Source organism: Kitasatospora sp. NPDC059160 (assembly GCF_042755465.1).
In the GTDB taxonomy this organism is placed as follows: domain Bacteria; phylum Actinomycetota; class Actinomycetes; order Streptomycetales; family Streptomycetaceae; genus Kitasatospora.
On sequence record NZ_JBHZCN010000007.1, the window covers coordinates 73,848 to 95,185 of the forward strand.

At 74.3% G+C, this 21,338-nt stretch carries 16 protein-coding genes; 8 read left to right on the forward strand and 8 right to left on the reverse strand.

Features of this window, described 5'->3' with window-relative positions; all coding sequences use genetic code 11:
* Positions 1–38: 38 nt before the first annotated feature.
* Together ACFXOZ_RS04520 and ACFXOZ_RS04525 are read right to left on the reverse strand one after the other, a co-directional pair.
* Positions 39–1,256, reverse strand: coding sequence for an MFS transporter (locus tag ACFXOZ_RS04520; protein ID WP_380587407.1), 1,218 nt, complete (start codon positions 1,254–1,256; stop codon positions 39–41).
* A complete protein-coding gene (locus ACFXOZ_RS04525) occupies positions 1,253–2,146 on the reverse strand; it encodes a pirin family protein (RefSeq protein WP_380529030.1) in 894 nt (297 codons plus the stop codon). The genes ACFXOZ_RS04520 and ACFXOZ_RS04525 overlap by 4 nt, the downstream gene beginning before the upstream one ends.
* Before the next feature lie 144 nt (positions 2,147–2,290).
* On the opposite strand from ACFXOZ_RS04525, the gene ACFXOZ_RS04530 reads away from it, so the two are divergent.
* A complete protein-coding gene (locus ACFXOZ_RS04530) occupies positions 2,291–2,860 on the forward strand; it encodes an NADPH-dependent FMN reductase (RefSeq protein WP_375895067.1) in 570 nt (189 codons plus the stop codon).
* A 138-nt stretch (positions 2,861–2,998) separates the two neighbouring features.
* On the opposite strand, the gene ACFXOZ_RS04535 is transcribed toward ACFXOZ_RS04530, so the two are convergent.
* Both ACFXOZ_RS04535 and ACFXOZ_RS04540 read right to left on the reverse strand, forming a co-directional pair.
* Positions 2,999–5,197 carry a HEAT repeat domain-containing protein gene (locus ACFXOZ_RS04535; RefSeq protein WP_380587410.1) on the reverse strand — a complete coding sequence of 733 codons (2,199 nt, stop codon included), beginning with the start codon at positions 5,195–5,197 and terminating at the stop codon, positions 2,999–3,001.
* Positions 5,198–5,376: 179 nt separating this feature from the next.
* Complete coding sequence (locus ACFXOZ_RS04540; RefSeq protein WP_380401166.1) at positions 5,377–5,583, reverse strand: hypothetical protein; 207 nt, start codon at positions 5,581–5,583, stop codon at positions 5,377–5,379.
* Positions 5,584–5,858: 275 nt separating this feature from the next.
* Here ACFXOZ_RS04540 and ACFXOZ_RS04545 point away from each other — a divergent pair, with 275 nt between their 5' ends.
* From ACFXOZ_RS04545 to ACFXOZ_RS04565, 5 genes are all read left to right on the forward strand, one after another.
* On the forward strand, positions 5,859–6,653 hold the full coding sequence (locus tag ACFXOZ_RS04545) for a squalene/phytoene synthase family protein (protein ID WP_380587413.1): 795 nt from the start codon (positions 5,859–5,861) through the stop codon (positions 6,651–6,653).
* Positions 6,650–7,636, forward strand: coding sequence for a hypothetical protein (locus tag ACFXOZ_RS04550; RefSeq protein WP_380529037.1), 987 nt, complete (start codon positions 6,650–6,652; stop codon positions 7,634–7,636). The genes ACFXOZ_RS04545 and ACFXOZ_RS04550 overlap by 4 nt, the downstream gene beginning before the upstream one ends.
* Before the next feature lie 478 nt (positions 7,637–8,114).
* On the forward strand, positions 8,115–8,330 hold the full coding sequence (locus tag ACFXOZ_RS04555) for a hypothetical protein (RefSeq protein ID WP_380529038.1): 216 nt from the start codon (positions 8,115–8,117) through the stop codon (positions 8,328–8,330).
* A 219-nt stretch (positions 8,331–8,549) separates the two neighbouring features.
* Complete coding sequence (locus ACFXOZ_RS04560; protein WP_380529040.1) at positions 8,550–8,873, forward strand: hypothetical protein; 324 nt, start codon at positions 8,550–8,552, stop codon at positions 8,871–8,873.
* Positions 8,874–8,962: 89 nt separating this feature from the next.
* Positions 8,963–10,012, forward strand: coding sequence for a hypothetical protein (locus tag ACFXOZ_RS04565; RefSeq protein ID WP_380587416.1), 1,050 nt, complete (start codon positions 8,963–8,965; stop codon positions 10,010–10,012).
* 54 nt (positions 10,013–10,066) lie between these two features.
* Here ACFXOZ_RS04565 and ACFXOZ_RS04570 read toward each other — a convergent pair whose 3' ends face one another.
* Positions 10,067–11,353, reverse strand: coding sequence for an alpha/beta hydrolase family protein (locus ACFXOZ_RS04570; RefSeq protein ID WP_380587419.1), 1,287 nt, complete (start codon positions 11,351–11,353; stop codon positions 10,067–10,069).
* 514 nt (positions 11,354–11,867) lie between these two features.
* On the opposite strand from ACFXOZ_RS04570, the gene ACFXOZ_RS04575 reads away from it, so the two are divergent.
* Complete coding sequence (locus ACFXOZ_RS04575; RefSeq protein WP_380587422.1) at positions 11,868–15,305, forward strand: BTAD domain-containing putative transcriptional regulator; 3,438 nt, start codon at positions 11,868–11,870, stop codon at positions 15,303–15,305.
* A 35-nt stretch (positions 15,306–15,340) separates the two neighbouring features.
* On the opposite strand, the gene ACFXOZ_RS04580 is transcribed toward ACFXOZ_RS04575, so the two are convergent.
* Together ACFXOZ_RS04580 and ACFXOZ_RS04585 are read right to left on the reverse strand one after the other, a co-directional pair.
* Positions 15,341–16,690: a lipase family protein gene (locus ACFXOZ_RS04580; protein WP_380587425.1), complete on the reverse strand. Its 1,350-nt coding sequence runs from the start codon at positions 16,688–16,690 to the stop codon at positions 15,341–15,343.
* 215 nt (positions 16,691–16,905) lie between these two features.
* The gene (locus tag ACFXOZ_RS04585; RefSeq protein WP_380587428.1) at positions 16,906–17,520 is read right to left on the reverse strand and encodes a TetR/AcrR family transcriptional regulator; all 615 of its coding nucleotides are present in this window, start codon (positions 17,518–17,520) and stop codon (positions 16,906–16,908) included.
* A gap of 167 nt (positions 17,521–17,687) precedes the next feature.
* Here ACFXOZ_RS04585 and ACFXOZ_RS04590 point away from each other — a divergent pair, with 167 nt between their 5' ends.
* A complete protein-coding gene (locus ACFXOZ_RS04590) occupies positions 17,688–19,139 on the forward strand; it encodes an amidase (RefSeq protein ID WP_380587431.1) in 1,452 nt (483 codons plus the stop codon).
* A gap of 79 nt (positions 19,140–19,218) precedes the next feature.
* Here the strand turns inward: ACFXOZ_RS04590 and htpG are convergent, their stop codons facing one another.
* Positions 19,219–21,204, reverse strand: a complete 1,986-nt coding sequence (gene htpG / locus ACFXOZ_RS04595; protein WP_380587434.1) for a molecular chaperone HtpG — start codon at positions 21,202–21,204, stop codon at positions 19,219–19,221.
* Positions 21,205–21,338: the final 134 nt, after the last annotated feature.

Consider the following 21,338-nt stretch of genomic DNA (forward strand, 5'->3'; position numbering starts at 1 on the left):
TCGGTCGGTGTGCTCGGCCGGCGCGTCGGCGGGGCGGGTTACGGGCCCGGCACGGCGATCCGCTCGGCGAGCACCGCCAGTTGCGGGCCGAGCGCCGCGCCGAGCAGGAACACCAGGTTGAACAGTCCGATCGCCTCCGGTCGCCGCTGCGGTGCCACGGCCTCGGCGGCGGCGCCGGTCAGGATGCCCTGGCCGCCCGCGTTGACGCAGGCGCTGGCCCCAGCGCCCAGCAGCACCAGCGGTGCCCAGGGGCCGAAGGCGGCGAGCGCGAGTGCGGTGAAGGAGCCGCCGAGCAGCAGGCCGGTGGTGCGGCGCAGGCCGAGTCGGGGTGCGGCGCGCACCAGCGACCAGGAGAGCAGCGCGCCGGTGAGGGTGGCGAGCGAGCCGACGGCGCCGGTCTGGACGGTGCTCCAGCCGGTGAGCGCGGCGGCCCGCCGCGGTGCGCCGTAGACCAGGCCGAAGTTGACGGTCGCCAGGATCAGCATCACCGCGGCGACGGCCCGGAAGCGCGGCACCGCCAGGGCGTCCAGGCCGAGGAACGAGCGGCGCGGCGCCTGCGCGCCCAAACCTTGCGCGGGCTTCCGTACCGGATCCCGTGCCGGCTCCCGTGTCGGCTCGGGCTTCGGTCCGGGCTTCGGTCCGGCGCATCCGCGCAGTACGGCCGGCAGTACGGCCAGGGTCAGCACCGGCAGCACCAGGCAGGTCCGCCAGCCCAGCCCGGTCGCCACCGCCGCGCCGATGAACAGGCCGGCGGTGCCGCCCGCCGCGCTGCCGATCGCGACGACCCCTGAGGCGCGTCCGTCCGGCTGGCGCGCGGCCAGTTGGAAGGCGGCCACGTTGAACCCGGCCGCGCCGACCGCCTGCAGGGCGCGCCCGGCGACCAGCGGGCCCAGGTCCGCCCCGGCGGCGAGGGTGACCAGTACGCCGAGCAGCAGTGCCCCCGCGGAGGCGAGCAGCAGTGTCCGGGGGTCGCGCCGCCCGGCGGTGGCGGTGAGCAGCGGGGTGCCGAGCATCATGCCGAGCCCGTAGCCGCTCATCAGCCAGGCGGCGGGGCCGGGGCCGGTGTGCAGTTCCCGCGCGACGGCGGGCAGGACCAGGCTCGGGCTGGAGAGTCCGGCGGCTCCCGGGGCGGCGAGCGCGGCGAGCAGCAGGCCGGTCCGGAGCGACCCCCGTGCGCCCCGGCCGGTGCTGTCCGTCGGCGGCTGCGCGGGGCGGGCGTCCGCCCCTGCCGCCGTGTTCAGTGCTCCCGGCTTCATTCCGGGATCCGCCCGAACTTCCCGTTGGAGAAGTCGAGTTGGGCCTGCCGGAGTTCGGCCGCGGTGTTCATCACGAACGGGCCGCCGCGGGCGACCGGCTCGCCGATCGGCTCGCCGGCCAGGACCAGCACCTCGGCCGGTCCGTGCGGTGCGGCGACGGTGATCCGCTCGCCGTCGTGCGCCAGGACCGCGAGCTGGCCGTCCGTCAGCGGCGTGTCGGGCAGTTCGACGGCGCCGGAGAGCACGTAGACGGCGGCGTTGTGGCCGGTCGGCACGGTGAAGTCGGCCCGCCCGCCGGCGGGCAGCACGGCGTGCGCGAGCAGGACCGGCAGGTGGGTCTCGAAGGGTCCGGCCACGCCGTGGCTGCGGCCCGCGATCACCTTGACCCGGCTGCCGTCCTCGGTGTGCACCACCGGGATGGTGTCGGGCCCCTGGTTCTGGCTGCGGGCCGGGAGGTCCTTGAGCCGGGCGGGCAGGTTCACCCAGATCTGGAGCATGTGCTGGCGGCCGCCGTGGGTGAGCAGTTCGGCGGTGGGCTCGTTGGAGTGGACGATGCCGGCGCCGGCGGTGAGCCACTCGACCTCGCCGGCGACGCTGGTGCCGCGCCGGCCGGTCGAGTCGGCCCAGTCCATCGAGCCCTCGATGAGGTAGGAGACCGCTTCGAAGCCGCGGTGCGGGTGGGCGGGGGCGCCCTTGGCCTCGCCGGGGGCGAGCAGCAGCGGACCGGTCTGGTCGACCATCAGGAACGGGTCGAGCATCGGGAGCTCGGCCACCGGGAACGGGCGGCGGACGGGGAACCCGGCGCCCTCGAAGGTGTGCACGGGGTCGATGACGGTGGTGGTCGAGCGGACGGGGGCGGCCTGGGCCGCGGCGGACTGAGTCGTCGTCATGCCGAGGACTGAACTACACAAGCCAGTTCAGAGTCAAGACTGAACTGTCTGGTTGACGCATTGAACTGAACGGTTTAGGTTTCTCGGCGTCGGAACAACCACCGCCGCCCCGGCAGCCACACGCACACCGCAAGGAGCACCGTCATGAGCGCGTCCAAGGTCTTCGCCATCTCCGGCTCGCTTCGCGCCGACTCGCACAACACCGCGCTGCTGCGCGCCGCCCGGAAGCTCAACCCGGCCGGCATGGAGATCGAGATCTACGACGGCCTGCGCGAGATCCCGCCGTACGACTACGACCTCGACCACCCCGGCAAGCGCCCGGCCGTCGTCGACGAGCTGCGCCGCAAGGTCACCGAGGCCGACGGACTGCTCATCGCCACCCCGGAGTTCAACTACTCCGTCCCCGGCGTCCTCAAGAACGCCCTGGACTGGCTGAGCACCGACTGGAGCAAGAGCGAGGGCCTGCCGCTGCACCGCAAGCCCACCGCGATCATGGGCGCCGCCCCCACCAACTTCGGCTCCGTCCGCGCCCAGCTGGCGCTGCGCCAGGTCTTCGTCTGGACCGACAGCGACGTCGTGGTCAAGCCCGAGCTGGTCGCCTTCCGCTCGCACGAGCGCTTCGACGAGCAGGGCGAGCTGACCGACGAGGGCACCGCCGGCATCCTCAAGGACCTGCTCGCCGCCCTCCAGGGCAAGATCGACGCCCGCGCCTGACACCCCCTCCCCCGGAACCCACCGCCCCCACGCGACACGGAGCCCCGCCGAGCACCCGCCCGGCGGGGCTTCGCCGTGCCCGGGCTCCCCGGCGTCACCGGGGAGGCCGGGGGCCGGGGACGGCAGGGACGGCAGGTCTCAGGCGGTCGGGCCGAGGAGGGCCGCCAGTGCGGTGCGCAGGTGTTCGTCCTCGCGGATCATCGCGTGGTCGGCGCCGGAGAGGACCAGGCGGCGGTCCCGGGTGGCGAGCGCGGTCAGGCGGTCGTGCTGTTCCGGGGTCAGGGCCGAGGCGCCGAGGGCCCGCAGGGCCTCCACGGCGTGCTTGAGGTCGGCGTGGGTCTCGGCGGAGTGCAGGGCCGCTTCGGCGAGGCGGGTGCGGTCGAGGACGGCCGGGTCGCCGACGGCGAGCAGGGCGAGGACGGCCGAGGGTGCCAGGGTCGGGTCGTCGAGGAAGGATTCGAGGCGGGCGGTCAGTGGGCGTCCGGCCGGGCCGAGGGCGGCGATCTCGCGGGCGGCGCGGGCGGCGGTCCAGCGGAACCACTGCCGGCCCCGGCCGTTGTCGAGCACCGAGGCCAGGACCGGGACGGCTTCGGCCGCCTGCCCGGTGATCCGCCACAGGGCGAGCGCCAGGGCGAGGTCGGTGTCCACCTGCGGGGTGGTGTCGCGCTCGGCGGTGCGGCCGAGCGCCTCCCGCAGGGCCGGGACGAGGGGGGCGGCCGCCGGTCCGAGGGCGGCCGCGGCCTGGGCGCCGTCACCGGCGCCGCGTACTCCGGTGGCGAACGCCGCCTCGGCGGCGGCCAGCAACGGTCCGCTCTCGCCGGTCAGTTCGTGCAGTGCCCGGGCCACCAGGAGCTTCCCGGCCTCGGCGCGCAGACCGGTGGCGGCCTGCGCGCGCTGCTCCGGTCCGCCGTCGGCGGCGACGGCGGTGATCGCGGTGGCGGCGTACGGGAACCGGGGCAGCACGGCGCACAGTTCGGGCAGCGCCGTGACGGCCTGCGGGCCCCATCGCCGCAGCAGGTGGACCAGGCCCGCGATGTCGTTGTTGTCCTTGACCGTCGTGCAGCCGCAGTCCTGGCATTCCGAGGCGGGCCGCTCCAGGGCCTTGGCGGCCAGGCGGGCGCGGACCGCGGCGAACAGCTCCGGGTCGAACGGGAAGGGGGCGTCGGCCGGGGCGTAGGACCCGGCGGCGCTCTGCATGGCGCGCGGGCGCCGGCCGAGGGCCCGGGCCAGCAGCGGGGCGGCGGCCTCCGGCGCCACCAGGACGAGCGCGGCGAGGGCCTGGTCGGCCGCCTCGTCGTCCGGCCAGCTGCCCGGCCCGTTGTCCGGCCCGTTGTCCGCCTGGGCGTCCGGCCGCGCGGCGAGTTCGGCGAGGACGGGCGCGGCCTCGGCGGCGGCCGGGCCGAGCTTGGCCAGCAGTTGGGCGGCCGCCCGGTCGGCGGCGAGCGGGACGATCGCCGGGACCAGCCGCTGCGGGGCGCTGCGGGACAGGGCGCAGGCGCGGTCGGCCGCCCACAGGGCCTCGGCCCGCACCTCGGGGCGCTCGTCGCGCAGGGCGGCGTCAAGCAGGGCGAGGGCGCTCTCGCGGTCGGCGGCGTCGTCCCGCTCCAGCAGGTGCCCGACGATCGTGCGCAGCGGCTCCCGGTGCTCGCCCGCGTGGCCGAACCGGGCGGTCTCGCACGCGGGCAGCAGGCCGAGGACGGCGTCGTGGTGGGCGGCGAGCCACGGCTCGTCGGCGTCCAGCGCGGCGAACACGGCGGCCAGGCGCAGCGGCGCGGGGGTGTCCGGGGTGAGCAGGGCGCGGGCCTGGTCGGCGGCGCCCTCGCGGTCCAACCGGCCGTAGGCGGTGAGGAGTTCGGCCCGGACGGCGGGTTCGGTCTCGGTGGCGAGGCGGGCCCGGACGGCGGGCAGGGCGGTGCCGGTGTCCCGGGTGTGGCCGACCGTCCAGCCGGCCGCCTGCCGTACGTCGGCGTCCTCGTCCGCCAGCAGCGGTATGAGCAGGGGCAGTTGGGCGGTGACGGCGGCCCGTACGGCGCCCGGCTCGACGCCGTGCTCGTCCGCGCTCTCGGCGAGGCAGCCGAGCAGGCGGAGCGCGTCGACGCTCTGGCTGCCGGAGGCGGCGATCCGGGCGAGGTAGGGGGCGGCGTCGACGCTGGCCGCGTACACGGTGCCCTGGTGGACGATCGAGCCGTACAGCTCGTCCAGTGCCTCCTCGGCGTCCTCGCCGCCCTCGGCGAAGGCGCGCAACAACTCGGGCAGGTCCTCGGCGGGGCCGTAGGCGTGGTCGACGGTGGCCCAGGGGTGGTCGTCGAGGCCGGCGAGGGCGGCGGGGAGCTCCATGGCCGCGATCTTCGCAGGGGCCTCCGACATCAACCCGGACGGGGTGGCGCGGCCGGACCGGGGGCCGGATCTGGGGGAAGACCGGGGTGGGCGGGCGTGTCCGCGTGGCGCCGGGGTCGGCTCGCCTCCGGCATCCGCCGAGATGGTGGAGCCGCTGACGCCCTGCCCCTCGATGAGGATCATGTGACGGCGGTCTCCGCGGCGGTCTCGCCGATCGGGGTCCAGGAACCGGGGCTGCCGCTGTAGCGGGTGACGTGGTCGTTGCCGGGATCAGTGGCGAACAGCCCGGCGGGTCCGGTGAAGAGGCGATCGGCCGGGCCACCGATCGCGGCCCGGTGTCCGGTGGCCCGGTCCCACTGCGCGACCTCGGCGTGGTCCGGGGACAAGCGGTAGAGGTGTTCGGCGTCCGTGACGAAGGAGGCCGCCGGGCCACTGATCCGACGGCCACCGGTCGCGGCGGTGCCCGGCCCGTCCGTTGTGCCGAAGTCGACTTCCGGTCAGGAGGATTGACATCGAGCCGAGATGCGGTCTGCTGCAGGCAGGGGCGCGCGAGGCCTGCCCGAACGGCCTGCTGCCCCGACAGCTCCGCGAAGCCGGGGGCCGGAAGCGGCACGAGGGCCCACCGTCGTCGCCCGACCCGCGAAGAGAGGTACGGGGTGTCATGGCCCTGCTCGACGACGCGCACGCCGTGGTGCGCGAGTACAGCACTACCTGGTACGGGCCGGTCATCGGTACGCCGGCTCCGCTGAACGAGGCGGTCACGTGCGCCTACCTGCTCATGCGGGCGATCGACGAGATCGAGGACCACTCGTCGCTGGCCGCCGAGGACAAGGGCGTGCTGCTGCGTGGCGTCGGGCGGCTGCTGCAGACCCGCTTCACCGAGAGTGACTTCGCCACGCTGTTCCGGGAGCACGTCGGCGTACTGCCCGCAGTGACCCTGCGTATCGGGGAGTGGACGGCACTGCCCCCGCCGGACATCGGGCCCCGGGTGTACGAGACCTTCGCTACCATGGCCGAACGCATGGCCCAGTGGGCCGCCGGCGGATTCACCGTCCGCACCGGCACCGACCTCGACCGGTACACCTACGCGGTGTCGGGCACCCTGGTCCTGCTGCTGTCCGACCTGTGGGCCTGGCACGACGGCACCCGCACCGACCGGACCTTGGGCGTCGCCTACGGACGGGCGCTGCAGAGCGTCAACATCCTCATCGACCGGGACGAGGACGCGGCCCGCGGTGTCGACTTCTGGCCGGACGGCTGGGGGGCCGCGGACCTGGCCGCATACGCGCGCCGGGAGCTGAGCGGTGCCGACGCCTATCTGGCCGCATTGTCGGACGGACCGGCCCGGGCCTTCTGCGCCGAGCCGCTCGCGCGGGCCCACTGGGCGGTGCGCACGGCGAGCCGGCACCTGGATCACCGGGAGGACGGCCACGACAGCGGGGGGAACACCCGATGAGGCCCGTACCCGCGCCCCGGGAGGACAGGCGTGACCTGGCCAGGGAACTGGTGCTCCCCCGGATCTCGTTTCCGGTACCCCCTCGGCTTCACCCCCGCGCCGACGAGTTGGAGGAGCGCACTCTGGCATGGCTTCGCGACGTCGGCATCATCGGCACCGACGCGGACGAGACATACCTGCGCCATTCCACGCTCGGCCGCACCTACGCGTGGATGATCCCCGAAGGCGACGTGGAACGGGTGCTGATCGCGACGCGGTTCTGCGTCTGGGCCACCGTGCAGGACGACCGCTACACCGAGGGTCTGGGCCTCGCCGGCCGTACCACGGACCTGTCGGAGCACCTGCTGGCCTGCGAAGCCATCGCCGAGGACCCCCACGCCCCGGTGCCCCACGACGTCCCGATCGAACGTGCCTACCGTGACCTGTTCCAGCGGATCGAGCAGGCGGCGACCCCGCAACAGGTCCTGCGCATCCGCAAGGGGATGCTCCACTACAGTGTGGGAGCGGCCGCCGACGCCGCCTACGCCGAGCACCGGACGGTGCCGCCGGTGTCCGAGTACCGGCGCATCCGGCACCTGATCGCCCACCTGCACCACCACTTCGTCCTCACCGAGGTCGCCCAGGGCTTCGAGATGCCGACCGCCCTGGTGCTCGACCCGCAGGTCAGGGAACTGACCGACCTGGCGATCCGCATCATCGGGCTCACCAACGACGTGTACGGCTGCCCGCGCGACGTGGCCCGCGGCCACATCGCCAACCTGCCCATGGTCCTCGCCCACCACCACGGTCACAGCGTCCAGACGGGCATCGACCTGACGGCCCGGGAGATCGAACACGACACGGCCCGGTACACCGAACTCGCGGCCGCCCTTCGCCGGCGCGGCAGCGAAATCCTCACCCGCTACACGCGCGGACTGGACGACCAGATCGCCGGACACCTGGCCTGGCTGCACGAGACCGGGCGCTACGACATCGGCCTGTAGCCGGGATGTCCCGGGCCTGGCCACGAACCGACGATGCGGCAGGCACCCGGGAAGTCGGCTGATGGCCAGTGCCGGCGGTCGGGCGGCACGGCGTGGACGCGGTAGCCGCCGTCGCGGGTACGGCAGCAGGTCAGCGTTCCGCTGAGGTTGTCGGCCCGCTCCCGCAGCCCGATCAGCCCGGTCAGAGAGCCCGGCAGTGGGTGTCCAAGCCGCTGCCCGCCAGCAGGTCCGCGAGCCGTGCGACAGTTGGCCGCGGGAACGGGATCAGCACGCCCGCGGACACGATGGCGATGCGTCGGGGGCCGGTCCCGTCGGGCGCGCGCCCGGTGGCGGAGAGCACGCGCATGGCGCAGCGACCCCGGAGGCGAGCGGGACGTCGGGCGGCCGGGGCGCGGCGGCTGGGTGGTTCGTATACCGATGGGAAGCGGTGGGGGCGGATCGGCGGCACCCTTGGAGGAGGCCGACCAGGGAGGTAGCCATGGGCAGTCCGATCGCAGGAAGCGATCCCGCGGGCGGGGAGGGCGCGGACGCGAAGGCGTCCCCGCAGCGGCTGTTCACCGGAGGTGAGCGGCCTTTCGACCCTGAAGACCTCGTCATGGCCTCCGGGCAGGACATCACCCACGAGCGGCTCGAGTGGGCCAGGCAGCAGATCGAGCAGAAGGGCGCCGCGGCGCTCGAGCGCTACCTGCCCTGACGGAACCGGCCCCGACCGACGTGCGAATCCCGCCACCGCTGCCGCTGCTCCGCCGCAGGTGTTCGGCAGTGCTTTTCCTGGTCAAAATTCGAACATGGGTTGATGTTTGCACGGGAAATGCCGCATTTGAGCCATTTCACCGAATGCCTCTACCGCCTCCGCCATTCGTAATCCTAGGGTGAATTCGTCCAATCCCTTTGAATACGAAGGAGGATCATCATGCGGACTCGGAAGCGGGTTGCGGCGTTCGCCCTGGCCACGGCCCTGGCCGGCGCGGGGTTCGTCGGCGTCTCGTCGGTGTCGGCCTCGGCCGCCCCGACGGCGTTGAGCTGCGGCAACAAGCAGTTCTTCACGGGGAGCGGCGGGCACGCGGGCGCGTCGATCAGGTGTACCAACGGGCCCTTCGTCGCGGATGTGACGTGCTACAAGCCGGGTTACGGCCGGTACCACCACTACGGAAACCGGGTGGAAAGCGGTGGGACCTCGACCGTGTGGTGCGATCTGAACGCCACTGCGGAGAACGTGGTGGGCCTCGCCTCCTGAATTCCCGGGGAGAGGTCGCGCGGCCCGGTGGGCGGCGTCGGCCGGTGGGTGGAGGGCGGTGTGTCCGAGCGGCCGGGCATACTGGCGCCGTGTCGAGCACCGATGATTCCCAGCAGCCCCCTTCCCGTGAGCCGGAGCCGGAGCCGGTGACGCCGGGCCGGGCGACGCCCGATCCGTTCGAGGGGCTCGTCCTGGACGAGCGGTTCATCGGGGAGGCCACCGTCAAGGAGCCGACCGCCCGGACCCGGATGCTCGCCGCGCGGTGGCGGGAGGAGCCGCCGGTGGACCCGGGCGGCCGCCGCTGGACGCCCGGGCCGGCCCCCCGCGCGGCCCGCGGCGCGGGGCGCTCGCGGTGGCTGCGGCCCGGACGCCGGCGCACCGCGCTGATCGCGGTCACCGCGTTCGCGGCGCTGTTGGCCGTCGCGGTCGGGACGGACCCGGCCGGCGTGCTGAACCGGGGCGGCCGGTCGAGGCCCGGCCCGCGGCCGGTGCCCGGAGCGCCCCGGCCGACCGCGGACGTCGCGCTGCCCGGCGGCGGGTTCTCCGACGGCGCCAGGTGCGGCGCCCGGGGCTTCCACCACTTCGAGCCGGCGCCCGCGTCCTTCACCTTCGCCGGGCCACCGGCCGACACCCCACCGCCGGGGCCTCAACTCGTGCTCAGCTCCTACGGGTTCTCCCGGGACTCGGCGCAGGACCCGGGGCACTTCACCATCGACCTGGGTCTCGCCCCGGGCCCCGGCGGCCGAGCGCTGGACCTGTCGGCGCCGCTCGGTCCGCAGGGCGTGGCGGTGGAGATCGAGGGCCCGGACGGCCTGGTCGGCGGGGCCCACGGCCTCCCGCTGACGCGCGGCGACGACGACGCCCCGGCCGGCCCGGGCGGCAGCGTCCACGTCGGGCCCGAGGGCGGCGCGTCCGCCCGGGTGACGCTCCCGCCCGAGGCCCTGTGCCCGGGCTTCGACGGCTTCGCCGTCCAGCAACGGCTGGTGGCACCGACCGACGCGCACAACACCGTCACCGGCCCGCCGCCCTACCGGCTCACCGTCTCCATCTCCGATCCGGCGATCGGCGCGCTGCGGCGCCAGGTGGGCTCGACGGTGCCGGGCGACGTGCTGGCGACCGACAACCGGGTACAGCCGTAGGGTAGTTGAGCGGCTGGGCGGTTGGGCGGCTGCCGGGCGCCGTACCGGCGCGCGCTACCGCTCGTAGCGCATCTCGGGGAAGCGCGGTGACGGGCCGTCCAGGAGGTGGTCGTCGTGGCCGCGCAGCCAGCGGTCGAGGAAGGACGCCACGTAGGAGCGGGTGGCGAGGACGGCGCGGTCGGGGCGGACGTCGCCGACGGCGGCGGCCACGGCCTCCGGGGTGACGGCGCCCTGGCGGGCGAGCTGGGGCAGCAGGGGCTGGGCGTCGGTGTAGGAGCCGTGGCGGGAGCCTTCCAGGGTCACGTCGGCGTGCCAGCCGGTGCTGTGCTGCCACAGGGCGTCCCAGCCGGGCTGCTGGTGGTAGCTGCCGGAGTCGGCCTCCTGGGTGCCCATCAGCAGGAAGGGCCGGGTCAGGCCGTCCGCGGCGACGGTGGGCAGGGGCAGCTGGACGCCGCTGCCGTCCGGGCCGGGGAAGTGCAGCTGGCCGTCGAGGTCGACGCCGGCCTTGAGGCGCGGGTCGTCGTGCATGGTCTGCAGGGCCGCGGAGCCGCCCCCGGAGTGGCCGACCGCGGCGATCCGGTCGAGGTCGAGGGAGGCGGCGAGGCCGGACGGCAGCTGCTCGTCGTGGCGCAGCCCGGCGAGTCGGTCCAGGACGAAGCGGGTGTCGTCGACCCGGGTCTGCAGCATCTTGCGCAGGAGGGCGCCCAGGTCGAGGCCGGGCTGGTCCATGAGCGCGGGGAAGACGGAGGTGGCGAGGTCCCCGTCGGGGAAGGCGACCTCGGAGGCCTCGTAGGTGTGGTCGACGGTGACGACGACGTAGCCGCGGGAGGCGAGGTCCTCCACCAGGGCGGTGCCCCAGCTGCGCGGGGCGCCGAAGCCCGCCGAGTACAGCACGACGGGCCGCTTGCCGCCGGGGAGGGCGGGCGCGTCGGCGCGGGCGTGGGTTCGGATGCCCGCCCAGTCGGTGCGGCCGGGTTCGAAGCCGTTCTCGCGCTGGCCGATGCTCCCGGCGCTGTCGAAGTGGTCGGCGGCGGCGGGGAGCATGTAGGGCGCGCGGTCGTCGCCGGTGGCGGGGCGGGTGGTCGGGTACCAGAGGCTGATCATCAGCTTGCGGTGCTGTCCGGGCTTCCAGGGGTCGTCCCGGCCGTCGTCCGTGAGCTGCAGGGCGGTCGTGCCGATCGGGTACGGCCCGGTGGGCTGCGGCAGCCAGGCCCTGGCCTGCCGCTCGGTGGCCCGCTGCGGCGCCGCCGCCGCGCCCGGCGCCCCGGCCGCACCCACCGTGGCCGTCGCCGCCAGCAGCACCGCCGCCGCGGCCGCCGCGGCCCGTCCTCGCCTGTTCATCGCCGTTCCCCCTCGTTCGTTCCCGTGGTCGCTTCGGACACGGGCGACGGTACGGGCGGGGAGGGGCGGAAACCGTCGTACCGGGGTGCCAAGTCCCGCTGTAGCACTCCGGTATGACGGTGCCATGGCGGCGTTCGGCGCTGATCGCCGGTGCCGCCCGCCTATGCCGGCCGCTGCCGGTGGCGCGACCACCCCGTGTCCTCGCGTGCCGGCGCGCCGGTGGCCGGTGCCCGCAACGGTGTGCCCGGGGCGGTGCCGAGGCCCGCCGGGTGCCGCTTCACGTTCATGCTTCCCCATCTCTGCCGTGCCACCGGCACGACTGGTGACGTCGCACCGGGTGCGACGAGCGAGCTGCGGAGACCGCCGTGTCCGCAGTGCGATCGCCGCACCCGGCGCGCTGCCGCGCGGGGGCCGACGGCCGGGTGCCGGCGTGTCCTGGCGCGCTGGAGAGATCATCTTCGGGTCGCCTGTCACGGGGCTAACATGCGGCAGAGATCGGACAGGGGGGCGGGAGATGCAGTTCAGCGTGCTCGGTCGGCTGACCGTTCGCGACGGCTCCGGGGAGGTCGGCGTGAGCGGTGCGCGACTGCGTTCCCTCCTGGCGGTGCTGCTCCTGCACGCGAACCGGCCCGTCGCGACGGACCGGTTGCAGGAGGCGTTGTGGAACGACGGTCCCCCGGCCTCGGGCGCCGCGGCCGTGCACAATCTGGTGGCGCGGCTCCGGCGGGTGCTGTCCGACGGGACGGGCCGGCGGATCTCGGCGACCCCGCTGGGCTACCTGCTGGCGGTCGCCGACGGGGAGCTCGACTGCCGGGTCTTCGAGCATCACGTCGGCCGGGCCAGGGCGGCGTTCCTGAACGGGGAATGGGATGCCGTGCACCGTGAGACGGCTGCGGCACTGGCCCTGTGGCAGGGCGAACCGCTGGCCGAGCTGGCCGACCTCCACGAGGCGCGGGCCCCGCGCGAACAGTGGTGCGAGACCCGGCTGCAGGTTCTGGAGTGGCACTTCGAGGCCCAGCTGAACCTCGGTCGGCACCACGGGATCAGCGCCGACCTCGCGGCCCTCGCCGCCGAGCATCCCTTCCGGGAGGCGTTCCACCGGCTGCTGATGTGCGCCCTGCACCGCACCGACCGCACCGCGCAGGCCCTGGAGGTCTACCGGACCCTTCGCCGGAAGCTCGACGACGAGCTCGGCATCGAACCCGGCCGCGCCACGCAGGACGTCCACCAGCGGATCCTGGCCACCGACGGTGACCCCGCGACCGCCCCGGAGCACGCGCCGACCGCCTCGCTCCCCCGGGACGTCCGCGCGTTCGTCGGACGTCGTGAAGAGGTCGACCTCGTGCTCGCGGCGTGCCGCCGTGGCGCCGGGGCGGGCGGAGTCCTCGGGATCCACGCCGTCGACGGCATGCCGGGCATCGGCAAGAGCGCCTTCGCCGTCCACTGCGCCCACCGGCTGGCCTCCGACTTCCCCGACGGCCAGATCTTCCTGCCGCTGCACGCGCACACCCCGGGCACGCGTGCCGTCGAGCCGGCCGAGGCCCTCGCCGAGCTGCTGCTGGCCGTCGGGGTGGCGCCGCGGCGGATCCCCTCCGAACCGTCGGCACGGGCGGGGATGTGGCGCAGCCAGGTCGCCGGCAGGAGGATCCTCCTGCTGCTGGACGACGCCCTCAGCAGCGAGCAGGTCAGACCCCTGCTGCCCGGCGCACCCGGAACGCTGGTCCTGGTCACGAGTCGCCGCCGGCTGGTGGGGCTCGAGGACACCGTCCCCGTCACGCTCGACGTCCTGCCCCCGCAGGAGGCCGCCGCACTGTTCACGGCCGGAGCCGGCCGGCCGGGCCTGCTGCCCACGGAGCCCGCGGTCGTCGAGACGGTACGCCTGTGCGGGTACCTGCCGCTGGCCGTCGGGCTCATGGCGGCCCGTCTGCGCCACCATCCGTCCTGGTCGGTCGCCGATCTCGTCGTGGACCTCACCGGGGCCACCGGGCGTCTGGAGGCGCTGCGCGCCGGAACGACCTCGGTGGCCGCCGTCTTCGACCTCTCCTACCAGCATCTGCCGGCCGATCTGAGGCGCCTGTTCCGCCGGCTCGGTCTGCATCCCGGTGACGACTTCGACGCGTACGCCGCCGCCGCGCTGGACGACACCGACCTCCCCACGGCCCGGCAGCGGCTGGAGGCGCTGGAGGACCACCATCTGATCGAGGAACCGGTCCGCGGCCGCTACCGCATGCACGACCTCCTGCGCGAGCACGCCCGCGACCTCGCCGGGGCCGACCGCCCCGACGAACGCGGCGCGGCCGTGGACCGGCTGCTGGACTACTACCTGGCGGCCGGCACGGCCGCCGACCGCCACTTCGCCCGCCACAGCCTGCCCGCCCCCGGCCGCACCCCCTGCGGACGCGTCCCCGACCTGTCCACCCCGGAACGGGGAACCGCCTGGCTGCAGGCCGAGCGGGCGAACCTGCACGCGGCGGTGGAGTTCGCCGGCGAGCACGACCGCCCGCTCCACGCCGTGCGCCTGCCCTCGGCCCTGCACGAGTTCCTGCGTGGCCACGGCCACTGGGAGCAGGCGGACGCCCTGCACCGGATCGCCCTGGACACCGCGGTTCTCACGGACGACCGGCTCGGCCAGGCCCACGTCCTGGTCCACCTGGCCAGACTTCGGGACCAGCGGGGCCGGTTGGGGGCGGCCGCCGAGTTGCTCCTGCGGGCACGGGCACTGTACCGGGCGCTCGGCGAGCGGCTCGGCGAGGCGTACACGCTGTTCAGTCTCAGCGACGTGCAGCAGAGCGAGGGACGGTACGAGGCCGCGATCGAGTCGTGCCGCGCGTCACTGGCGATCCACCGGGAAGCCGGCGACCGCCCCGGCGAGGCGAACGTGCTGGTCAGACTCGGCTTCGTACAACAGCTCGCGGGGCACACCGGAGCTGCCGCCGAGAACCTGCGGCCGGCCCTCGCGCTGTTCCGCACCCTGGGAGACCGGGGCGGCCAGGCCAACGTCCTGTTCAACCTCGGCCTGATCGGGGAGAAGACCGGGCACTACGAGGACGCGGCACGCGACCACAGCGCGGCGCTCGCCCTGTTCCGCACGCTGGGGAACCGGTTCGGCCAGGCCAACGCCCATCTGGGCCTCGGACTCGTGCAGGAGGCGACGGGACGGTACCGGGAGGCCGCCGACAGCCACCGGGCCGGTCTGGAGATCCTCCGCAGCACCGGGAACCCGATCGGCCACGCGGACGCCCTCACCTTCCTGGCCCGCGTCCAGCTCGTCACCGGCACGTACGAGGCGGCGGCCGGGAACCTCCGGGCCGCGTTGGAGACCTACCGCACGGCGGGCGTGCGCCGGGGCGAGTTGGACGCCCTGGTCGCCTGGGGCGGTCTCCTGCACGAGACCGGGCAGCACGCCGCGGCCGTCGAGCAGCTCCAGCAGGCCCTGGCCGGCATCCGCGACCTCGGCATCCCGCCCGCCGAGGCACGCGCCCTGGTCCACCTGGGCGACGCCCAACGGGCCGCGGGCGAACTGGACGCGGCCGCCGGGAGCCTGCGGCGGGCGCTGGCTCTGTGCAGCGGCCTCCAGCACCCCGGGATTGAGGCGGAAACCCTCAACGCACTCGGCAGGCTCCTCTCGGAGCGCGCACGGTGGGCCGAGGCACGCACCCGTCACACGGAGGCGCTCCGGATCGCCAGGGCCATCCGCCATCCGCTCCAGGAGACGCGCGCACTCGAAGGAATGGCGAAGAGCTTTCAGCGCGAGGGGAACTCCCGCGACGCCGAGGAGCATCTCCGTCAGGCCCTCACCGTCGCCCGGCAGCTGGCCGTACCCGACGCCGAGCGCATCCGGGGCAGCTTGTACGACGTGTACGGCGCCGGTGCGCACGGCGAGGGTGCGGCGGTGGACGGGGTCAGGACCGGGGCGGGCGGAACGGGGCGTCGTCGTGGCCCGGGAGGATGACCGGCACGGCGCACCCGGGGGTCAGTGGCCGGGAGTCAGTGGCCGGGGGTGGGCTGTTCCGGGGTGAGGGAGTTGCCGGGCGGGATGTGGCCGCAGTCGGAGGGGGCGGGGCGGCCGGCGAAGCGGTCGCCCAGCCAGCCGACGGCCTGCGGGGCCCAGACGACGGGGACGCCGAAGTGGCTGAGGAGGTCGTACTGCTGGTACGCGACCGCTGCGGTGCCGGTCGCGCAGTACTGGCGGGCGAGGGCCCGGACGTCCCCGGCGACCGCCACGCCGTCGCCCGTGCCGATGCCGGGCGGGCTGGCGAAGGTGCCCTCCAGGAAGCCGCCGTTGCCCTGGGCGATGGAGCCGGGCACGGTCGGGGTGGGGGCCGAGCCGAGGTTGTTCCGGTTGACGGCCTCGACGAAGGGCGGCGCCGAGTTCGGGTCGGCGTACTGGGGCTTGACCAGCGCCTTCCAGGTCAGCCCGGGGTAGTGGCCCAGGGCGTCGACGATCGAGCCGTGCTCCAGCTGCTGGTAGACCGAGCGGCCGTAGTCGTTCAGGTAGGGCGTCAGGTCGCTGCCGAAGGAGCGCGAGGCCCCGATCACGGACAGCGGGGTGATGCCGCTCCACACCAGCGAGCCGTCCACGTACTTGAGGTTGTGCGCCGGGTCCACCAGCAGCCCGCCCTCGGTGTAGCCGACCAGCTTGGCGTTCACCTCGGGCGCGTAGCTCGGCGCGAGCGCGGCCGCCCAGCCGGTGGCGACGGCGCCGCCGGAGTAGCCCATCAGCCCGAAGCGGGTGTCGGGGCCCATGCCGGTCTCCGGGGAGCGGGTGGCGGCCCGGATGGAGTCCAGGGTGTTGGTCGCGTACTCCGGGCCGGCCGCGAGGTCGGCGTTCTGGCCCTCGGTGTCGGGGAGCACCACGTTGTAGCCCTGGGCGAGCAGCGGCACCAGGAAGAGCGCCTCGACGTTGGGGATCAGACCGCTGATGCTGACGTCGCCGGCCACCGCGCGGGAGGGGCCGTCCTTCGGGTCGAGCGAGTCGTAGAAGGACTGGTACGAGACGGCCTTGCTGCCGTCCCCGGCCAGGCTGCGCACCACGGTGGTGACGTTGGCGCTGGGGCGGCCCTGGGCGTCGGTGCTGCGGTAGAGCAGTTGGATCGCCGTCACCGGGGTGGGCAGCCCGAGCACGTGGTACGGCAGGGTCCGCGTCTTGAGCACGGTGCCCGGCGCGAGCGAGGCCAGCGGCGTGCTGCCGTCGTAGGCGTAGAAGGGGTCGCTCGCGGTGGCGGAGCGCGCGGCCGCGGGGGCCGCGGCGGCCGGGCCGGCGGTGGCGGCCGCGGCACTGGCGGCCAGGGCGGCGGTGACGGCGGCGGCGAGCAGCCGGGACGTGCACGTGCGCATGGTTTCCCCCGGGGCGTGGAATTCCTGGTGGTCCGTCGGAAAGCGCGGGTTACCGACTGGTAGGCGGCCCCCGGAGAACATCATGTCCATGACCCGGCACGCTGTCCCCGGGCCGGGTCACAAAGATTAACGACGCGGATGGTGACCGGTCACAAAGCGCCGGCCACCAGGCGCCGGTCACCAGGCGGCGCCCCGCGCGAACGCGCCGCCGGGGGTCAGCGGGTGGGCGGCGCGGCGGGCGCGGCCCGGTCCAGGATCGCCTCGACGATGCGCAGCAGGCGTTCGCCCGGCCGGTCGACGCTGCCGTTCTGCGTGCTGACCTGCGCGCCTTCGAGGAGGAAGGTGATCTCGGCCGCGGTCTGCTCCGGGTCGGGCAGCCCGGCCCGCGCGCACAGGTCGAGCAGCCGGCGGGCCTGGCGCTCCTTGTGCCGCTCGATCACCTGCCGTGCGGGGTGGGCGCGGTCGGGCAGTTCGGCGATGGAGTTGATGAAGGGGCAGCCCCGGTGCGAGACCGCCGGCAGCCCGCCGGCGATGAAGCGGGCCAGCCCGAGGATCTGCTCCCGGGGCCGGTCGGGGTGCTCGGCCTCGACCCGGTCGAACGCCGCCTGGTACTCGGCGGCGACGATCCGCAGCCACTCGGCGACCAGTTCGTCCTTGGTCTCGAAGTGGCGGTAGATCGCCATCTTGGTGGTCTCGGCCTTCTCGGCGATCGCCTGGACGCCCACCCGCCGGATCCCCTCGCTGCGGAAGAGCTCCTCCGCGGCGTCGAGGATGCGTTCGCGGGGCGGCAGCTTGGCCACCCTGCTCGGTCGTCCGGCGGTCGCTGTCATGGCTGTTCGGGGCCTCCGGTCGCTCGCGGGTGCTCCGCCTCCCTGGCGTCCCGCACTTCCTGAACCTGCTGCTACGGTACCAGTCCGTTCCACGCGATACCGATCGGTATCGTTGAAGACTGGTCGGTATCGACATCGGTACCGGTCCCGGATCCAGGAGTGACCCAGTGGACGTCACGGAGTACACGGCCTTCGACGCGGTCGGGCTCGCCGAACTGATCGCCCGGCGCCAGGTGAGCCCCGCCGAGGTGGAGGCCGCCGCGCGCGCGGCCGCACGGGCCGTCGGCCCGCGGCTGAACGCCGTCGTGGAGACCTGGCCGGCCGACGACCGGCCCCGCCCCGGCGGCGCGCCGCTGGCCGGGGTGCCCTTCCTCGTCAAGGACCTCGGGGTCACCATGGCCGGGCGGCGCACCGAGCTCGGCAGCCGCCTCGCCGCCGGGAACGTCGCTGCCGAGGACTCGACCCTGATGGCGCGCTTCCGCGCCGCCGGCCTCGTGACCTTCGGACGCACCGCGACCCCGGAACTGGCCTACAGCACCACCACCGAACCCGTGCTGTACGGCCCGACCCGCAACCCGTGGGACCCCACCCGCAGCGCCGGCGGCTCCAGCGGGGGCGCGGGCGCGGCGGTCGCCGCCGGGATCGTGCCGATCGCGCACGCCACCGACGCGGCGGGCTCGATCCGCGTCCCCGCCGCCTACAACGGCCTGTTCGGGATGAAGCCGACCCGCGGCCGCATCCCCGTCGGCCCCGCCGTCGACGAGATCTTCAACGGCCTGGCCGTGCACGGCAGCGTCAGCCGCACCGTGCGCGACAGCGCGGTCCTGCTCGACCTGGTGGGCGGCCCGGAGGCGGGCGACCCCTACGTCGCCCCGCAGCCGGAGCGGCCGTACGCGCAGGAGGTCCGCCGGGATCCGGGCTCCCTGCGGATCGGCGTCCTCGCCCAGGCCTGGGGCGGGCGGCGCACCACGGCGCCCGTCCTCGACGCGCTGTCGCGCACCGTGCGCCTGCTGGAGTCGCTCGGCCACCGGGTGGAGCAGGCCGAGGCCGAACTCGGCGTCGGCTGGGAGCAGTTCGTCCTGGCCAACGCCCGGCAGTGGACGGCGAACCTCACCGTCATGGTGGACGAGCTGGCCGCCGCCACCGGCCGGCCCGTCGACTTCTCGACCCTGGAGGCGCCGATCCTGGCCAGCTACCACTACGGGCGGCGGGTCACCGGCCCCGAGCTCGTGACCGCCCTGGCCGTCCGCAACCAGGTCTCCCGCAGCCTGGCACGGTACTTCGCCGCGTACGACGTGCTGCTCACCCCGACCGTGCCGGACCTGCCGGTGCCCCTGGGCACCCACGGCCGGGGCGCGGAGGCCCTGGACGGCCTCGGCTGGCTGCGCCGGATCCTCGACCACTCCCCCTTCACCGCGGCGTTCAACGTGGCGGGCACGCCCGCCATGTCGGTGCCGGTGACGGCCGACCCCGGCACCGGGCTGCCGGTCGGCATGCAGTTCGCCGCCGGGTACGGGCGCGAGGGGCTGCTCTTCCGGCTCGCCGGGCAGCTCGAACAGGCCTGCCCGTGGTCGGACCGCACTCCCCCGGTGTGGGCGGGCGAGCGCCCGGGCCGCTGAGGGCCCGCCCCCCGGGGGGGGGAAGCGGACGCCCCTCGCGGCCGGGCCGGTCGCGAGGGGCGTGTGCCTGCCGGGGGGGTTACAGGCTGTGGGTGAGGTGGTCGGTCAGGAGGCGGGTGAACCGGGCCGGGTCGGGCAGGTCGCCGCCCTCGGCGAGCAGGGCGCTGCCGTGGACGAGTTCGGCGATGTCGGTGAGGACCGGGTCGTCGGACTTCGCCCCGTGGGCCCGGTGCAGGGCGGTGATCAGGGGGTGGGTGGGGTTGAGCTCCAGGATCCGCTTCACGGTGGGGAGTTCCTGGCCCATGGCCCGGTACATCTTCTCCAGGGTGGGGGTCAGGTCGTGGGCGTCGCCGACCAGGCAGGCGGCGGAGGTGGTGAGCCGGGTGGAGAGGCGGACCTGCTTGACGTGGTCGGCCAGGGTGGCCTGCAGCCAGGTGAGGAGGGCGGCGAAGTCCTCCTCGCGCCGGGCCTTCTGCGCCTTCGCCTCGTCGTCGCCGTCGGTGTCGGCGTCGTCGCCGAGGTCGACCTGGCCCTTGGCGATGGACTGGAAGCGGTGGCCCTCGAAGGCGGGGACCTGGTCGGTCCAGACCTCGTCGACGGGGTCGGTGAGGATCAGGACCTCGTAGCCCTTGGCGGTGAATGCCTCCATGTGCGGGGAGTTCTCCACCATGGCCCGGTTCTCGCCGGTCAGGTAGTAGATGGTGTCCTGGCCGTCCTTCATCCGCGCGACGTACTCGCGCAGCGTGGTCGGCTTCTGCGCGTCGTGGGTGGAGGCGGCCGAGACCAGGGGCAGCAGCGCGTCGGTGTTGTCGCGGTCCTCCAGCAGGCCTTCCTTGATCACCCGGCCGAACTGCTCCCACGCCGTGGCGTAGGCCTCGGGGTTGGCGGCCTGCATGTCCTTGAAGGCGGTGAGGACCTTCTTGACGAGCCGCCGGCGGACCGCGGTGATCTGGCGGTCGTGCTGCAGGATCTCGCGGGAGACGTTCAGCGACAGGTCGTGGGCGTCGACCACGCCCTTGACGAAGCGCAGGTAGTTCGGCATGAGCGCGTCGCAGTCGTCCATGATGAACACGCGCTTGACGTACAGCTGCACGCCTCGCTTGGTGTCGCGGGAGAACAGGTCGAACGGGGCGTGGGCGGGGATGAACAGCAGCGCCTCGTACTCGAAGGTGCCCTCGGCGCGCATGTGGACGGTCTCGGCCGGGGGCTGCCAGTCGTGGCTGATCTGCTGGTAGAACTCGTGGTACTCGGCCTCGGTCACCTCGCTGCGGGGGCGGGCCCACAGGGCCTTCATCGAGTTCAGCGTCTCGAACGCGTCGGCGGGTTCGGCGCCGTCCACGGTCTCGGCCTCGGTCTCGGTCTCGGCACCGTCCGCGGCGGCGTCCGCGGCGGCGTCCGCGGCGGCGGGTTCGGCGGCCATGCGGATGGGCCAGCGGATGAAGTCCGAGTACTGCTTGACGATCTGGCGGATCTTCCACCCCGCCAGGTAGTCGCCGAGGCCGTCCTCGCCGTCGGCCGGCTTGAGGTGCAGCGTCACCGAGGTGCCCGCCGGCAGGCCGTCGGCCGGCGCGATCGTGTAGGTGCCCTCGCCGTCGGACTCCCACGCGGTGCCCTGCTCGGTGCCGGCCCGGCGGGTGTGCAGGGTGACCTTGTCGGCGACCATGAACGCCGAGTAGAAGCCGACGCCGAACTGGCCGATCAGGTTCTGGGCCGCCTCCGCGTCCTTGGCCTCCTTGATCCTGGCCAGCAGGCCGGCGGTGCCGGACTTCGCGATGGTGCCGATCAGGTCGACGACGTCCTCGCGGGTCATGCCGATGCCGTTGTCCCGCACCGTCAGGGTCCGGGCCTGCCGGTCGACCTCCAGGGTGATGTGCAGGTCGGAGGTGTCGGCCGCGAGGTCGGTGTCGGTGAGGGATTCCAGACGGAGCTTGTCGAGGGCGTCGGAGGCGTTGGAGATCAGCTCGCGCAGGAAGATGTCCTTGTTCGAGTAGATCGAGTGGATCACCAGCTGCAGCAGCTGGCGGGTCTCCGCCTGGAACTCGAGCGTCTCGGTCGGGCTGGCCACGAGGGGTCTCTCCTTCATGTTCGTACGCGTGTGGTGACCGGCCAAGGATACGGAGGACCTCGCACGGCCCACCTGCCGTTTCCGGCACATCGACAGTCAAATGACCGATGCCACGGGTGAGCCGCTCCGAGAAC